Genomic DNA, 16166 nt, shown 5'->3' with positions numbered 1-16166 from the left:
GCGCCGATTGCCGCCTTGTCGCAGCGCAACGGCGCCAATTATGTTGGACGCACGCACCTTAACCTTTGACTAATTTAGGTAATCCAAGCGGCTTGCCAATCAGCTTGTCGGGCACCACGATGCCGTGGCGGCGCAGAACCGGCACGGCGCCCGGATGGATTGCGACGGTATCGATCCCCGCTTGCCAAACATCATGGGCGGGCACGGCGATGCGGGCGGTCGCAAGCAAATTGGCCTGGTGCAGCAAGGCCGCTTCGGTCAACGCGGCAGCGATGGGGTCCGGCAAATCGGCTCGGGCCAGCGCCATCGCCGGGGAGCCAACGGTCATCACCGGACGGGTCAAGCCGGGCAGGGCGGTGCGCGGCACGATGCTGGCGCTGACGCCCGGATCAAAGCTGCCTGCAGCGCGGCTGGAGGGGGCGGTCAAGCCGATCAGGCGAAACTGCCCGCCAGATGCGGCGCGGGCAATGGCGGGCAGGGGCGAGGCACCGAAAAACGCGCATGCATCCAGCGCGCCGGTGCGCAAGGCCGCAATCTGCTGGTCATAACCGCCGGTGATCAATTTTGCGCCCTGAACGCCGGTAACGCGCAATAATCCTGGCGCCAGCACCGCGCCCGTGCCGCCGCGCGGACCGACACCGATCCGCTGGCCGGCCAAATCATCAAGTTGCCGAATTTTGCCATGAACCAGCGATACGATCTGAAATTGCTGCTGATAAATCGGAAACAGCGCGCGAAAGCCGCGCATTTTCAGCCCGCCCGTCCAGCGCGCACTCCCCATCCAGGCTTGATTGGCAATCGCGAGGCTCGCCATGCCAAGCTGGGCTTCATTCTGTTCAAGCAGCAAAATATTGGCGGCACTGCCGCCGGAGGCGCGGAACGCGATGGGCAGGTGCAATGATTGTTCGGCCAGCGTTGCAAATGCGGGGCCGTATAGCGAAAAACCACCGCCCGGCGCTCCCGTCGCCATAATCAGCGGCATCGCGGGTGAGGGGGCAAGGGATGCTTGATCAGATAATTTCGTCGGGGTCGCGCGCGCCGTGTTTGATGACGCCAAACTGAGCGCACCAGCCCCGAGCGCGCTGAGGACAACGCGTCGTGAGAGCCTTGCTGTGCCAATGTGATCTGGCCCAAGAGCCATTGCGGCCTCCCCGGTTCTTGTCATGGTTCTGCATCACCCCCGAATACGGCAAAATCAGGGCAAAGCCTGCTCGCGATCATTCAAGCGGTGCTGATCACTCAAACCGAAAAGCGCGCTCCAGCGCCGCGAGCAACGCCGCGCGCACGCCGGGCTCGAGCGCAGAATGGCCAGCATCCTGCACCATCGTCAGGCGCGCCGCTGGCCAGGCAGCAAGCAGGTCAAAGGCCGTGCAAGGCGGGCAAATCATGTCATAGCGGCCCTGAACAATCTCGCCGGGCATTTGGCGGATCCGCGCCATGCCGCCGAGCAGCCCGGATTCCGGCAGAAAGAGCTGATTGACGAAATAATGCGCCTCGATCCGCGCCAGCCCGAGGGCCGTGCGATCCTGCGCAAAGGCATGAACGGTTTCAAAACTCGGCAATAAGGTTGAGCATGATCCCTCATAGACCGACCATGCGCGGGAAGCCGGCCCATGGATTGCGGGATCGGGATCGATCAGCCGCCGATAATAAGCAGCTAGAAGATCACCACGCTCAGCTTCGGGCAGGAAATTGACAAAACTCGCATGGGCGTCGGGGAAAAATTGACCAATCCCCTGTAAAAACCAGTCCACTTCGCTGGGGCGCCCCAGGAAAATCCCCCGCAGCACCATCCCGCTCACCCGCGATGGTCGGGCCTGCGCATAGGCCAATGCCAAGGTCGAGCCCCAGGAGCCGCCGAACAGCACGCAGCGTGGAATATGCAAAAAATCCAATAACGCATCGATGTCATCGATCAAATGCCGGGTGGTATTCGCCACCAAACTGCCCAGCGGCGTTGACCGGCCTGCGCCGCGTTGATCGAAAATGATCAATCGCCATAGATTCGGGTCAAAAAAGCGCCGATGCACGGCTCCCGCGCCAGCGCCTGGCCCGCCGTGCAAAAACAACACGGGCTTGCCGCGCGGATTACCGACCTGCTCCCAATAGAGCACATGACCATCGCCAACCGGCAAAAACCCCGATTGATAGGGGCCGAGTTCGGCGAATAAATCTCCGCGCGGCATCATCGCGCCTCAATAACAGCCGCAATCACCCGCTCGATTTCCGCATCGGTCAAATCCGGATGGATCGGCAAGGCGAGGATACGGGTGGCGATCGTTTCAGATACCGGCAAAGCCGCCCCGTCATGGGCATGCGCATAGGCGGGCTGATGATGCAGCGGCTTGGGATAATAAATCGCGCTGGGCACGCCTTGGGCCTGCATCCGGGCTTGCGCGGCGCTGCGCGCTGCATGATCGGCAAATAAAATCGGATAGATCGCCCAGGCTGATCGGCTCTGCGCCACGCGGGCGGGGATTGTCACCGCGCCAGCCAGCCCGGCATCATACGCGCAGGCGATGGCCTCGCGGCGCGCCAATTCCGCATCGAAAACCTCGAGCTTGGCGAGCAGCACGGCTGCCTGCATCGTATCGAGCCGACCATTCATGCCGATACGCTGGACATCGTAGCGCGTGGTTCCCTCGCCATGGGTGCGCAATGAGCGGTACAGCGCTGCGCGGTTCGCATCCTCCGTGAACAATGCCCCGCCATCGCCGTAGGCGCCAAGCGGTTTGGATGGGAAAAAACTCGTCGCCGTTGCGTGGGCGGCGCGGCCCAGCCGCGTATTGTCGAGCACCGCGCCGAATGATTGCGCGCAATCATCCAGGGTGAACAAATCATGGCGCTGCGCGATGTCGTTCAGGGCGGGCCAAGGTGCTGGCTGGCCGAACAAATCAACCCCGATCAATGCGCGCGGGCGCAGGCGACCGGCTTGGCGAATGCTGTTGATCCGGGCTTCGAGATGGGCGGGATCAATCTGAAACGTGGCCGGATCGATATCCACAAAAACCGGCGTTGCGCCCAGCAAGAGCGGCACTTCGGCGGTCGCGGTATAGGTGAAAGCGGGGAGGAACACCGCATCCCCCGGCCCGATCCCCTCGGCCATCATCGCAATTTGCAGCGCATCGGTGCCGGAACTGACCCCCACGCAATGCGCGGCACCGCAATAGCGCGCGAGCGCTTGCTCCAACTCAACGACTTCCGGGCCCATAATATAGGCACCGTGGGCGAGCACAGCATCGATGCGCGCCCGCAGGGCCGGGCCCAGCCGTTGTTGCTGGGCGGCGAGATCAAGAAACTTGATCATCGGTGGCGTGGCGGCGGGGGCAGCGTCGTTGCGACTATGGGTCATGCCCCTCGCTTAGAGCAAACCGGCGCCCGATGGAATCCCGGATTGATCAACCGGACGCCCATATTCCGGCACCAGGCGTGCCAGCACCGCGCGCACCCCCTTCGCATCGCCGCGCGCAATCAGGGTGGCAATTTCGTCCAGAGCGCGGCTGACAAAAGCCGCATCAGCCGCACGCGGCGCTGCCATCAATAAGCCGGGAAATCCTGTCTCGATGGGCTGCTCGCGTCCGTGAAACAATTCCTCGAATAATTTCTCGCCGGGGCGCAGGCCGGTGAAATTAATCGCGACATCAATATCCGGGCGCAGCCCGGCAAGCCGGATCATTTGCCGCGCCAAATCCACGATTTTGACCGGTTCGCCCATATCAAGGACAAAAATACCCCCCCGCGTGACCGGCAAAGCGGCATCCGAAGACCCCACCACCGAGGCTTGCAACACCAACGACACCGCCTCGCGCACCGTCATGAAATAGCGGCTCATATCCGGATGGGTCACCGTCAGCGGCCCCCCCCGTGCGAGTTGCCGACGAAACAGCGGCACCACCGAGCCGGTCGAGCCGAGCACGTTGCCAAACCGCACCGTGACAATCCGCATCGCTCCGCTATTGGGTTGCGTGCGCGCCGCAATATCGACCCCTTGGGCAAACATTTCGGCCAATCGTTTGGACGCCCCCATGATCGAGGAGGGGTTCACCGCCTTATCGGTTGAAATCAGCACCATCAACCCGGCCCCCGCCGCGCGGGCGGCCTCCGCGACGTTGCGGGTGCCCAGCGCATTGGTGGCGATGCCTTCGAGCGGATTGGCCTCGACCATTGGCACATGTTTCAAGGCTGCCGCATGAAAGACCAAATCCGGCTGCAGGCTCGCGCAGAGGCTGTTGATCCGTGCTGCATCGCGAACATCGGCAATCACCGCCTGGCGAGGCACGGCTGGGTCAGTCTCGGATAGTTCAAGGTCGATACTCCAGAGCGCAAATTCGCTGGAATCGAGCAAGGTCAGCAATCCCGGCCCGAACCCCGCCACTTGGCGCGCCAGTTCCGATCCAATCGAGCCGCCCGCGCCGGTGATCAGCACCCGCTTGCCCTGGATCAGCCGCGCCATCCCATCGCGATCAAGCGCCACTTGCGGGCGGTTGAGCAAATCTTCGATGGCAATTGGGCGCAGCGCCTGTCCCGCTCCGCCATCATCATGGGCCTGTGGGGCGACCAGGGCGGTTGGGCTTGGTGCGCGGGCAACCCGCAAGCCACGGGGTTCAGCCTGGGCCAGCACGTGGCGCAGGCTGACGCCGCTGATCTCGCTCCCGGCAATAATGAGCAGCGCTGGTGGTTCGCCCGCCGCATCCAGCCGATCAAGCACCGCCCCCAACTCGTCGAGCGCCGCGAGGATCGGCACGCCATGGATCCGCCGCCCGGCTTCCCGCGCTGAGGGCAGCACCAGCCCCAAAGCGCGATAGCGGCGGCGGGGATCGCGCGCGAGTGCGGCGAGGAATAATTCCCCCGCTTCGCCATCGCCAATCACTAAGGCCGGCAGTAAATCACTATTCGGCTCACCCCCGCCATCGCGCCGGGCGCGCAGAAGCCGATAGGCGAGGCGCGGGGCGATCAAACCCAGCGCAAACATCATCAGCAGTAAAATTGGAAAACTGAGCGAGGGGAGTTGCGCGCCGACACCAACCAGCAGCAAGGTGATGAGTAAGGTTGCTAAGCCGGCAATCAAGATAATTGCAAGCGCGTCGGCCAGACCGGTAAAGCGCCAATGCTGGCGGCCAAGCCCGAACGGAATCCCGATGAGCCAAATCGCCGCAGTGCCGGCCAGCGGCAACAATGTCGGCACCGGCGCCGGATGGGTGGGGTTAGCGAGCCAAAATGCCGCCAACACGGCAATGGCCGCCAACGCCCCATCCAAGCCAACATTGATCGCAATCCGTTTCTGACTGCGCGTGATCTCGAATTTCATCAGATCAGCCTAGCCGATCCGAGGCTGATCCGCCAAGGCGCGCGGCTTTTCGCGGTGCCGCGCGTCGTACGCGATGACAAAGGCGATTAGCCCTTATGCTGCGCGCGCACCGGCGTGGCGTGAACCGTGCGCACCGCTGCGATTTGCGGCGCTTGCGGCACCGGGAAGCTCAGATGATAGGCGCGATCCATCGCCGCCACCAGTTTCGCGTGGGCGGCGGTCGAGGGGGCGGCCTGTGCTGCGAGGGGGGCGAAGACGGCGAAGATTGTGATGATTTTTGCCAATTTGCTCATTGTAAGGCTCCTGTCAGGTTGAGCCGGTGCGAAACACCGGCCGGTCAGCGATTGACCTTGATCTCGCATATGGAGCCGCCAACAACGCGGGATAATCGGTTCGCCGGATGTAAGATCCATACAGCGAATGCATAAATCGAATTAAAAAATCGACTCGTTCTCAAAATTTATTCGCTATCGAAAAATATATCGTAGACAAAACAAGAAATTGATTCTATATTTTGATCCTTTCTGAGGGGGAATAATATTATGTCATCGAATACTTCAACAATTCCAAGTGGTACCACAACAACTTTAACGAGTTCACTGACTGGCAATATCACCTTCAGTAATAACCCCAGTGATTCTGGCGTGCTCTTGATCGACCCAAGCGCGCTGAGTTTCGGTCCAAGCACCTCGAACGTGGTGGCCACCTATCTTGGCGGCAATATTGTCAATTTTTCGCCGGGCGACACGATTATTGTCGCCAATGTCGAGCAAGATTACGCCAATTTTGATAAGGCGCCGAGTTCGTTAACCAATAATCAAAGTTTCGATAATTTCATCGCGGCGGCGGCAAGCGGAACCTACAACAGTTCGTTTGGACCCATCAATATCGGTCATGTCAATTTCTATATCGAACCTGGGAATACGGTCACGACGAATAATGCGTTGATTAATAGTCAATTGGGTGCCTCGCTCAACTCACTCGCCGGACCCTATCTCGAATCCCTCGATCAAGCGCTCTTCGGTGCATCCTCGATCAACGCCACATTGACGCTGAACCCGCAATTTGAGTCTGGATCAAGCTCGATCGTCGATGTCTCGATCACCACCAACACCCAAATCAATGCCTGTTTCACCCCCGGCACTCGCATCGCCACCCCGCGGGGGCCAATCCCGGTTGAAGCGCTCCAGCAGGGCGATCAGGTGGTCACCGCCTCGGGCGCGGTGCGGCCGATCATCTGGGTCGGCTCGCGGGCCATGGATTTCACCCGCCACCCTAATCCGGCCTCAGCGCAACCGGTGCGCATCGCCGCCGGTGCGCTTGCGCCCGGCCTGCCCGCGCGGGATTTGCGGCTCTCGCCGGACCACGCTTTGTGGCTCGATGATGTGCTGGTGCCGGTCAAGGAACTGATCGATGGTGCCTTGATCACTCTGGAGCGTGATTGCACGCAGACCGTTTATTATCATGTGGAGCTTGATGCCCATGATATTTTGCTCGCTGAAGGTGTCAAAGCTGAAAGCTTCCTCGATACCGGGCATCGTGCGTTGTTTGCCGATCGTGATGCGCCGGTCAGCTTGCATCCGGACTTGGTGGCCGATCAGGCCATGCAAGGGCGGCGCGTGGCGCTGAGTTGTGCGCCCTTGGTTATTGATGGTCCGGTGCTTACCCAAATTCGCGCCGGTTTGGCCGCTCGCCGCGCTGCAATTGGCTATCGCCTCGATGCCGTAACCCCGTGGCTACGCGCTGGTGCCAGCATCTTGGCGCCGGTTATCGATGAAACAGGCCCCGACATTGCCAGCCTGACCGTGCATCTGCCCGATCAGGTGCGCCAGGTCGATTTGCTCTGCGCCAGCTTCGTGCCCGCCGAGATTGATCCGGCCTCGCGGGATCGTCGCCGCCTCGGATTGGCGATCGCCGACATCCAGCTCGATGGCCACAGCCTGCCGATCGACGCGGTGATCAAAGCCGCCGACCGCCATCCCCGCGCCGCGTGCGATGCCGCGATCTGGACCCGGGGTGATGCCCGGCTTGATCTGGGCCGCAGCGGACGGGTTTTGACCATTTTATACAAAGCGCGTCCATTGGTTTGGCGCCGCGCGGCTTAGGACATTGTTTTAGATAGAAAATTTATCCGATCGGACGGTTCCATCTGATCGGATGTTGCCAGAGCGGGGCGAACCAAACGAAATATTAATTGGCGTTTTGGCCGAACCAAGCTATGATCGGGGTCGGCGCATCACGTTGTGGTGATCCGATCCCAACTTGTCCGCCGGCTTGATCCGTCGGACTCATGCTCACCATAAACCCGCAAGTGAAGGCGGGACAGAATAAGGAATTGCCCCGGTGGCTACTGAAAAATCTCAAAATGTGCAGGACGTGTTTCTGAACCATGTCCGCAAAAGTAAAACCCCTGTCACCGTGTTTCTGGTCAACGGCGTCAAGCTGCAAGGCGTGATCACTTGGTTCGATAATTTCTCGGTCCTGTTGCGCCGCGACGGCCATACCCAGCTTGTTTACAAGCACGCCATCTCCACGGTGATGCCCGGCGCACCGATCCAGCTGTTCGATGCAACCAAGGTTGAAGGCGCCGCCGCTCCGGCACCCGGCGCGGCGGGATCGACGCTCAGCCTCGCGCGGCAGGCCGCCATCGAGCAGGGCGAGGAATAAACAGGCTTGGCCAGCGAGCGCCCGTCTCGCGCCGCCATTTTGCTGCCCTGGGAACAGGGCAGGGGCGGTAGCTCCAACAAACGCGCTGCCGATGCCCGTCTTGGCGAGGCCATCGGCCTTGCGGCGTCGATCGGTCTGGTCATTGCCCATGATGCGATTATCCCGTTGCGGGCGCGCAAGCCCGCCACCTTGTTTGGTAGTGGCCAAGTCATCGAGATCGCTGCGGCGCTGCGCGAGGCTGAGATTGACGTCGCCATTGTCGATGCCGCGCTTAGCCCGGTGCAGCAGCGTAATCTGGAGCGCGCTTTTGCCTGCAAGGTGATTGATCGCACCGGCTTGATTTTGGATATTTTTGGCGCGCGTGCCCGCACGGCGGAAGGGGCGCTGCAAGTGGAATTGGCGCATCTCGCCTACCAACGATCGCGCTTGGTGCGCTCCTGGACCCATCTTGAGCGCCAACGCGGCGGCTTCGGCTTTCTGGGCGGCCCTGGTGAAACCCAGATCGAAGCGGATCGCCGGTTGATTACTGATCGCATCGTGCGGCTCAAGCGCGAGCTTGAGGATGTGCGCCGCACGCGCGGCCTGCATCGTGAGGCGCGCAAACGCGTGCCGTTCCCGGTGGTTGCTCTGGTTGGCTACACCAATGCGGGCAAATCAACTTTGTTCAACGCGCTGACCGGTGCCGCTGTGCATGCCCAAGATCAGCTTTTCGCCACCCTTGACCCCACCATGCGCTTGATCGATCTCCCCTCCGGTCGCCGGGCGATCCTATCGGACACGGTCGGCTTTATTTCCGAATTGCCAACCGAATTGGTCGCGGCGTTTCGCGCCACGCTCGAAGAGGTGGCGGGGGCCGATTTGATTTTGCACGTGCGCGACGCCGCGCATCCGGACAGCGCCGCGCAATATGACGACGTGCTCGCGGTGCTGGACGGTATGGCCGCCTCCGGCATGCTCGATCAAGATTGGCGCACCCGCACGATCGATGTGCTCAACAAGATCGACCTGCTTGATGCCAGTTCGGACATGCCCAGGGAAGCCCTTGCGGTTTCCGCCCTCACCGGCACCGGGCTTGATCGGCTGCGTAACGCCATCGATGCGCGTTTGGGCGAGAGCCTGGCCAGCGTCAGTTATCAAATCCCCGCCGAAGATGGTGCGCGGCTTGCCTATCTCTATCGCCACGGCGAGATCATTGCGCGTGACGATCAGGGCGAGCTGATCAACATCACCGTGCGGTTGAGCCGCGAAGATCGTGCGCGCTTCGAGCAGGAATAGCTGACCATGCTGGATCAACGCGACCTCGCCGCCATCGAGGCGCTGATGCGCGATGTGGCCACGCGCCACATCATGCCCGGATTTGGTCGCACCAAACCGGGGCAAATCCACACCAAATCCGGCCCGCTCGACCCGGTAACCGACGCGGATCGCGCCGCCGAAGCCGCCTTGATTGACGGGTTGGGGCAGCTATTTCCCGGCATCGGCACGCTGGGTGAGGAAAGCGCTGAAACTGACCCGTCTTGTTTCGCGGCGCTCGATCGCGATGATCCGATTTTTGTGATCGACCCGATCGATGGCACTCAGAATTACGCGGCGGGCTTGCCTTTATTTGGCACCATGATTGCGCTGATCGTGCAAAATCGGGTGCTGGCCGGGTTGATTTACGACCCCATTCGCAATGACACGGTGATCGCTCAAGTCGGCGGCGGCGCTTGGCTGTGGCGCGGGCAGGAACGAACCCGCCTGCACGTGGCGCCTTCAGTGCCGTTGGCCGCCATGATCGCCGCGATCTCGTGGCAATATATGCCCGAGCCGGAACGCAGCCGGGTGTTGCGCGGTCTGACCGCGCTCGGCCAATTGCCCAATTTTCGCTGCGCCGCGCAAACCTATCGGGCCATGGCGATGGGGGCGATCCATGCGTCGTTGTCGCGCCGAACCTTGCCGTGGGATCACGCCGCCGGCAGCCTGATCCTCGCGGAAGCAGGGGGGTTCGTGCGCCAGCCTGACGGTGCGCCGTGGCATCCCAACGCTCTGAATGGCGGCATCATGGTGGCGCCGGATCAAGCCACTTGGCAGGCACTGCACGCTGCCCTGTATAGTGTGATTTAGAGCAACATCCGATCCAATAGAATCATCTGATCGGATAAAGTTGCTCGCCACAACAATGAGCGAGAGCATTGTTCGTGAGCCTGTGCGAACGGAAAATGCTCGAGCCCAGCGTCTCGATCACGCCGATCATCGTGGCAGCTTTTCCTGCGTTAGCCGCTTGAGCCAGAAATTCGGCATATGGGCGATATAATCAGCGCGTAATTGGTCGATCGTTGCTTGCGGTAGCCCAACGGCGGTTGCGGTGAAAAATTCATGATCGCGGGTAAACACCAGATAGGCCTGAGTTTCGTTCATCATCAGCGTTTGGTTCGACATATCGTATCCCTCATGGCCGAGAAAGCGGCGAAAATCCTGGCGCTCGGCTGGGGTCAATACCGATATGAAGAAATGCTGCGTGTAGGCACGGTAGAATGGCAAGGTAAAAAATGCGCCGTGCGAAATCTCGTGGCGTAAAATCACGGCGCGGACATGCATGCTCACCCGCTTTCCCGCTCCGGCAGCGGGCAGCGATATCACCGCACCATTCGCTCCTGCGCGTAAATAACCCACGCGCTCCAAGAGGGCCCGAAGTTTGTGCTCTTGGGCATTGAGCTTTTGGTGATCGCGCTTGGCGATGCGAAAAAAGCGCCGGAGCGACCGTGCGGAATAATCATTGCCATAATAATAGGTGCCGATGGTCTGATGCGCGGCTGCGGCAGCGGCTGTGAGTTCGGGCCATGAAAGCACCCGATCTCGTGGCGCGTCGGCCTTTTCGATCAACGCGGCGATCCGGTCAAACATCAAGCCCTGGCTATGCAGCGAAGAACAATCGACCACTAACACCAGCGGATCATCTCGTAGCCGGAACACCATGAGATGACGCGGATGATTAAGCGCGATTGTTGTCTCGCCTGCCAGCGGAAACGGCGCCCGGTCGAACACGAGCCGGGACAGGCCAATGATGGCGATTGCCGCCACCAAGACCGCACCGCCGATCAAAGCGAACCGGCGAAATTGGGAGCGCGGCGGTTTGGGCTTGGATGTTGGCGGCTTGGATGTTGGTAGCGTGGGCCTTGGCGGCTTGCCGCCAGGGGGTGTCACCCGGACCGTATCGTCAGAACCCATGCGTCATACGATCCGGGGTTAACGGCAAGTCGGCGTGAATTACTTGCCGATATTGATGATCTGCACGCGGCGATTTTGCAGGTTCGGGGTCTGCTGCGGTGTTTTTACCAACAGATCCTTCTCGCCGACGCCCGACGCTTCCAGCTTCGCGGATGCAACATGGAATTTCGTTTCGATATAGGTGGCCACCGCATGAGCGCGGGCGTTTGACAAAGCGAGGTTCGCTGTCGGCGTGCCCGTCGTGTCGGTATGGCCAACAATATTGAATTTATAGCCGGCCAATTGCTGGCTGGTCAGCGCATGGCCCAACTGGTCCAGCTCGGCCTTCGCCTTTGGGGTCAGCGCTGCGGAGCCGGAGGCAAAATCGATATTGAGATTGACCGACCCATGACCATCAATCGGCGATGGGGCAGGGGCCGTCACAGCGTGATGCGCCATCATCACACCCGGATGGGCGGCGGTGCGGGTCAACGGCATGGACGGTGCGGCTTGCTGGGTGCCTTGGGCCAGCGGCACAATCCCGCGCGTGGTGGTGGATAAGGTTCCCGTCGGTTTCAGCGCGTTGATAATCTGTTGCGCATTCGGGTTATTGCCGGGGGCTTGCGCCAACGCGGCGGGGGCAACCAAAACGATTGCAAATCCAATCGATGCTTTGAGAAAAGTTTTCATGATGCGCTCCTTTGCTTCAGTGCGGATTTTATATCAGCTTTGTGATGGGCTTGGAATGCCGTTCAATCAGTGATGCCGGAAATAACGCGTCGTCGGCATGCCGCCCCCCGGTCAGTGAAGCCGTGGGGCGCGGTAGCCAGCCGGTCCATGATAAGCGCGGCGCGTCGGCACCGCCCAAGCGCATAATCGGGATCGCCGCTTGATCGAGCACCAGATTGATCGCGAAATCGCTCTCCATGCCGACATAGGCGCGGATCAGTGAGACTAAGCGCCGCAAGGTTGGCTGGTCGGGCAGTAGGGCTTCAAATCCCGCCCGGTCCAGCGGGCCGATACGCAGAATGAACCGCGCCTGCTGATCGAACGCCCGCGCACCTACCGCACAATCGCGCCCTAATTGGTTGAATTGTCCCGAAATTCGGCCTTTGGGCATCCGGCTTTGCTCGCTGGGTTCGAGTGTGAGCCAAAGCCCGGCAAATTCAATAATCGAGACCTGCCGGCCCAACCAATCGGATATAATGGCCGCCAACCGCTCCGCCGAGCGCGCTTGGGTGGCGTAAAAGCCCGCATAATGCTGGATCACCGACCCGCCCGCATCGAGCCGATCGAGCAGCCGATCCGTGCCAAACCCACTCAACGCGAGCAAGACTGACGCGACCGGATCGGTGGCGACTGCATCGATCCCGCGCGCCGCCGCCGTCCGCGCCAATGTCGCATCGCGCAGGCTGGTCATCGCGCCGCGTTCGGCCGCTAAATGCGGGCGATATTTCGCGCCAGCCTCCACGAAAGCGGCCATCAGCCGTTGTGCCAGCAGGTCGAAAAATTGCGCAACGGCCGGGGCTCGATTGCGCACCGACAGCGCGATCTGTTCGGTGTACCAGCGCGGCATCGTCCCACTAGGGCCGATCAATCCGATCATCGCCGTCTGCAGCCGGGCGCGTTTGCGCTGAGCGGTTATCGGCTCAACGGCGCTCACTTCAGCCCCCGGTTGTGCGAGGCTGATATCAGCCACGAACCGGATCGCCGCGCCCGGATCTTCGCGCCTGCCGGCAAGCCAGAGCAGCCGCGTTGCCGCCCGAAAGCTGAACCGGCTGGGCTTGCGCTGCAAATGCTCAAGCGGCGACAGCATCGACATCGGCTACACCAGCGTCCGCGTTCCAGCGCGCGCCGGAAACCGCATCGCCGCATCGCGCATGCCCCTCAACCGCACGGTCGTGCGCACGAAGGAATTGATCGTGCCGTGCAGCGCCAGGAACCGCTCAATCACGCTCGCCAGCAAAAACAAGCCCGCATCGCGATAGGGTTTGGCATCGAATTCCAGCGTGACATCCAAGCCCCGACAAAAACCGCCGAGCCGCCCGCCCGGCACCCGCGCCGTGCCCGGTTTTGAGGCAATACTCACCAAAGCCGCAATGGCCGCCCGGCTTTCAGCGGTTTCCGCCCGATCATAGAGGCGCAAAATCTCGCGCAAGGCGGCAGCGCCGTCAGCCCCGCCCGTCATCGATAAATGACCGAGCGACAAATGCGAAATCAATTTCCAAGCGCCTTGCTCGCGCAACAGCGGGCGCAGCGTCGCTGTCGGCGCGGTCAGGCAATGGATGCGCGCCACCCCATCATGCGCCGAAATCGGTTGCAGCTTTGGCTGCCCACCGCCAAACGGCAAATCCGCTGGCAGATCGCGATTAAAGCACACCGCATCCACCGCCAAAATTGTCTCTGCCGGCGCGTTCGGCGAGAAATCCGGCACATAGGGCGCAATAAAAATCTCGCTGCCCGACAGGTCAGCCGCCGCATTGCGCCGCCGTTCCTGATAAAAACCGCTCGGCGGCTCGGCCTCATTTTCGGTCAAGCGATAAAATTCGCGCCAGGGCTGGCTGGTGCCATCGGCGGCAATCGCGCGCACCTGGGTGATCCCCCAAATTTCAACGCCGGTGCTGCGCCGCGCATCGGGAACCACCCGATACTCGATATCGGTATGATCGAGGGCAATTGGCTCACAATGTTGATGGAACAAATTAACCACCGGCGTGCAGCCCAGTGCAAAATTATCAGCACTCAGTGCGCGTTCCAGCTCAGGCACCGCCGCATCCAGATAAATGAAAATCTCGATCCGATCACGCTCGCAGAGCAAGGTTTTCCGATCAAGCTGATCGATATCAACAAATAGAAATTTCTCTGGAAAGGCAAAATACTCGCTGATTAACCGGAATCCGGCAAAGCTGCGCGCGGCATAGGGCAATAACGCATCGTCAGCGTCAAAGCCAACGGCGCGCAGAGCCTCGCGCCCCACCAGGACCGGTGCCGGGTCTCCGGGCGCATCAGCAAGCGCAACCCCAATGGTATGCACCATCAGCAATTCATAAAGCTGCGGTGCGAGCGCGCCGGCCCCGCGCAAATATAATCGTAATCGGTCAAGCCCGAGCGTAGCGAAATTCAAATCGGGCGAATGGGTGCTGATCACCAAGCGTAACACGCTGGCTGCGCCGGGCGCCATTGGGTTCACCGGTGCCACAAACGGCAAGCCGGTCAATCGCGCCGTCTCGATCCGCACCGGCCATAAATCAACCGGATAAATCGAGCGATAGCGGCAGGCTTGCCCGCGCACCGGTTCGGTTTCCATCATGAAGCCTGGTCGGAGTGTGGTATGCGCCGCCAAATCCGGCGTCGCCTGGAATTGGACGATCGAGCAGGAAGGGATCGGCGCCAGAAAATGCGGGTACAGCGCGCCGAGCAAGGCATCGGTCAGCTCAGGAAATTCATCATCCAGCCGCTCATGCACCCGTGCTGAGAGAAACGCGACGCCATCGAGCAGCCGCGCGACATGTGGATCATCAATCGAATCCGGCGCCAAGCGCAGGCGCCCGGCAATTTTCGGGTGCGCTTGCGCAAACTCTGCCGCTAATTGCCGGATCGCAATTAACTCACGATTGAAATAGGGAAGCAGATGGTCAGACAAATGGATCGTCCTTCACCGCAACTTCTGCGGTCGCCGCATCAATGATGGTATCAAAACTGATCGGCTCCGGTGCAGGATCAGCGTGCAATAACCCCTCGATTTTCAGCCGCAACGTGGAATCCAATCGAGCGTCAGCATCCAATAGCCGCACCGCGATCCGCGCAAAACGTGGCTCAAAAACCCGGATCGTGCGTTCAATCTCCTGACGAAACCGCTCGCGCGCATCAGCATCCGCCATGCTGCCCGCCGTATAGTCGGGCAGCCCATAACCGGCATTGGAATTCACCAGCGCGGGAAACAACCCTGGCAGCGAGCGCCAGCCGCGTTTGGCATTCAGCAGCGCCTCCAAATCCCGGCGCACGGCGCGCTTGAGCACGCTCATCGCCTCGCTCGGCGACAGAGGCCGATCCCGATCCAATTCCGGCGCGTCATCGAGCAACCGGTCGAACGGCGATAATTGCACCCGCGCGCCTGCATCGCGCACGCGATCAGAAAAGCTGCGGGCCGTGCGCTCCTGCGGGCCGCTCATTTTGGCCCAAAGCGCAGCGTGCCGAGTTCCATGATCGGCACCGAAGCATCGCCCACCAAAAATTCACGCTGGCCAACGCCGGTCACCACCCCATCATGATCCATCCAATCGGTTGCCCGGCCCAACCGATAGGCTGCCCCCAGCGCCGCATCGTCAGAGAAATAGGTCACTGGCACATAAACATCGCCATCCGGCCCCTGATTGACCGAGATCGAGGCGCGTCGCCACGCCAAATCGCGCGGGCGCGTTGGTTTATGAAACATGATTTCTTCAATCCGCGCCAACGGAATCCAGTAATATTTGCCAGTCGTGGTCAATATTTCGAGCACGCCACCAAGATCATCACTCGCGTCACGAAAATCATCGAAGGCGCCGTTATCCGACTGTCCGCCCTCATGGACCCCCGGTGTTGCCGCGCGCGCAGCCTCAGCGGCGGTTGCCGCCTCCGCCGCCGCCGAATAGTCACCAGCGCGCATCGCCACCAGACAGGCGAGTAAATGCTGCTCTGCCGGGCTGGGCGTGTCGAGAAACTCCGGCACTCGCCCGTCGCGGAATAATTGACGCCGCGCCATATCCGCGCGCAGCAATTGGCGAAATTCCGCCACGATCAAGCTGGCCGAGGGGTCCAACTGGCCTGCCGCATCGAGCAGCACATCCGCGCGCTCCAAATTGCCAGCCAGCAGCAACATTTCCGCAAGCCGCACGCGGGCGGCGAGGTCAGTCGGCTTCGCCTTCACCGCCGCACTGGCCGCAGCAACGGCGTCATCCAAACGTCCCTCGCGAAAGGCGGTTCCTGCTTGATCTGCGTCTGCCATGGTCCTGTCCTCTGC

The 16166-nt window shown here is 61.0% G+C and carries 15 protein-coding genes; 4 read left to right on the top strand and 11 right to left on the bottom strand.

Features of this window, described 5'->3' with window-relative positions; genetic code table 11:
* Positions 1–58: 58 nt before the first annotated feature.
* The 5 genes from ACYUCQ_RS11225 to ACYUCQ_RS11205 form a co-directional block, all read right to left on the bottom strand.
* Complete coding sequence (locus ACYUCQ_RS11225) at positions 59–1141, bottom strand: TAXI family TRAP transporter solute-binding subunit (RefSeq protein ID WP_460254615.1); 1083 nt, start codon at positions 1139–1141, stop codon at positions 59–61.
* Between the two features lie 94 nt (positions 1142–1235).
* Positions 1236–2186: a prolyl aminopeptidase gene (gene pip, locus ACYUCQ_RS11220; RefSeq protein ID WP_460254647.1), complete on the bottom strand. Its 951-nt coding sequence runs from the start codon at positions 2184–2186 to the stop codon at positions 1236–1238.
* Positions 2186–3352, bottom strand: coding sequence for a DegT/DnrJ/EryC1/StrS family aminotransferase (locus ACYUCQ_RS11215; protein WP_460254614.1), 1167 nt, complete (start codon positions 3350–3352; stop codon positions 2186–2188). The genes pip and ACYUCQ_RS11215 overlap by 1 nt, the downstream gene beginning before the upstream one ends.
* A gap of 9 nt (positions 3353–3361) precedes the next feature.
* Complete coding sequence (locus tag ACYUCQ_RS11210) at positions 3362–5308, bottom strand: polysaccharide biosynthesis protein (protein ID WP_460254613.1); 1947 nt, start codon at positions 5306–5308, stop codon at positions 3362–3364.
* An 86-nt stretch (positions 5309–5394) separates the two neighbouring features.
* Complete coding sequence (locus tag ACYUCQ_RS11205) at positions 5395–5601, bottom strand: hypothetical protein (RefSeq protein WP_460254612.1); 207 nt, start codon at positions 5599–5601, stop codon at positions 5395–5397.
* A gap of 351 nt (positions 5602–5952) precedes the next feature.
* Between ACYUCQ_RS11205 and ACYUCQ_RS11200 the strand changes: the two genes are divergently transcribed.
* The 4 genes from ACYUCQ_RS11200 (at position 5953) to ACYUCQ_RS11185 (ending at position 10081) form a co-directional block, all read left to right on the top strand.
* Positions 5953–7413, top strand: a complete 1461-nt coding sequence (locus ACYUCQ_RS11200; protein ID WP_460254611.1) for a Hint domain-containing protein — start codon at positions 5953–5955, stop codon at positions 7411–7413.
* Positions 7414–7651: 238 nt separating this feature from the next.
* A complete protein-coding gene (gene hfq, locus ACYUCQ_RS11195; protein ID WP_460254610.1) occupies positions 7652–7975 on the top strand; it encodes an RNA chaperone Hfq in 324 nt (107 codons plus the stop codon).
* Positions 7976–7981: 6 nt separating this feature from the next.
* A complete protein-coding gene (gene hflX / locus ACYUCQ_RS11190; protein ID WP_460254609.1) occupies positions 7982–9250 on the top strand; it encodes a GTPase HflX in 1269 nt (422 codons plus the stop codon).
* Positions 9251–9256: 6 nt separating this feature from the next.
* Positions 9257–10081 (top strand): inositol monophosphatase family protein, encoded by an 825-nt coding sequence (locus tag ACYUCQ_RS11185; protein ID WP_460254608.1) that lies wholly within the window; start codon positions 9257–9259, stop codon positions 10079–10081.
* A 126-nt stretch (positions 10082–10207) separates the two neighbouring features.
* On the opposite strand, the gene ACYUCQ_RS11180 is transcribed toward ACYUCQ_RS11185, so the two are convergent.
* The 6 genes from ACYUCQ_RS11180 to ACYUCQ_RS11155 are packed head-to-tail and all read right to left on the bottom strand — an operon-like array spanning position 10208 to position 16151.
* Positions 10208–11185 (bottom strand): hypothetical protein, encoded by a 978-nt coding sequence (locus ACYUCQ_RS11180; protein WP_460254607.1) that lies wholly within the window; start codon positions 11183–11185, stop codon positions 10208–10210.
* Between the two features lie 39 nt (positions 11186–11224).
* On the bottom strand, positions 11225–11854 hold the full coding sequence (locus tag ACYUCQ_RS11175; protein WP_460254606.1) for an OmpA family protein: 630 nt from the start codon (positions 11852–11854) through the stop codon (positions 11225–11227).
* A 28-nt stretch (positions 11855–11882) separates the two neighbouring features.
* A complete protein-coding gene (gene tssG, locus ACYUCQ_RS11170; protein WP_460254605.1) occupies positions 11883–12986 on the bottom strand; it encodes a type VI secretion system baseplate subunit TssG in 1104 nt (367 codons plus the stop codon).
* A gap of 3 nt (positions 12987–12989) precedes the next feature.
* Positions 12990–14807: a type VI secretion system baseplate subunit TssF gene (gene tssF / locus ACYUCQ_RS11165; protein WP_460254604.1), complete on the bottom strand. Its 1818-nt coding sequence runs from the start codon at positions 14805–14807 to the stop codon at positions 12990–12992.
* Positions 14800–15336 carry a type VI secretion system baseplate subunit TssE gene (tssE, locus tag ACYUCQ_RS11160; protein ID WP_460254603.1) on the bottom strand — a complete coding sequence of 179 codons (537 nt, stop codon included), beginning with the start codon at positions 15334–15336 and terminating at the stop codon, positions 14800–14802. The genes tssF and tssE overlap by 8 nt, the downstream gene beginning before the upstream one ends.
* Positions 15333–16151, bottom strand: coding sequence for a type VI secretion system accessory protein TagJ (locus tag ACYUCQ_RS11155; protein ID WP_460254602.1), 819 nt, complete (start codon positions 16149–16151; stop codon positions 15333–15335). The genes tssE and ACYUCQ_RS11155 overlap by 4 nt, the downstream gene beginning before the upstream one ends.
* Between the last annotated feature and the right edge of the window lie 15 nt (positions 16152–16166).

Source organism: Acidiphilium sp. MT5 (assembly GCF_054767495.1).
The sequence above is the reverse complement of the archived record's forward strand: the minus strand, read 5'-3'. Positions and strand labels throughout refer to the sequence as shown.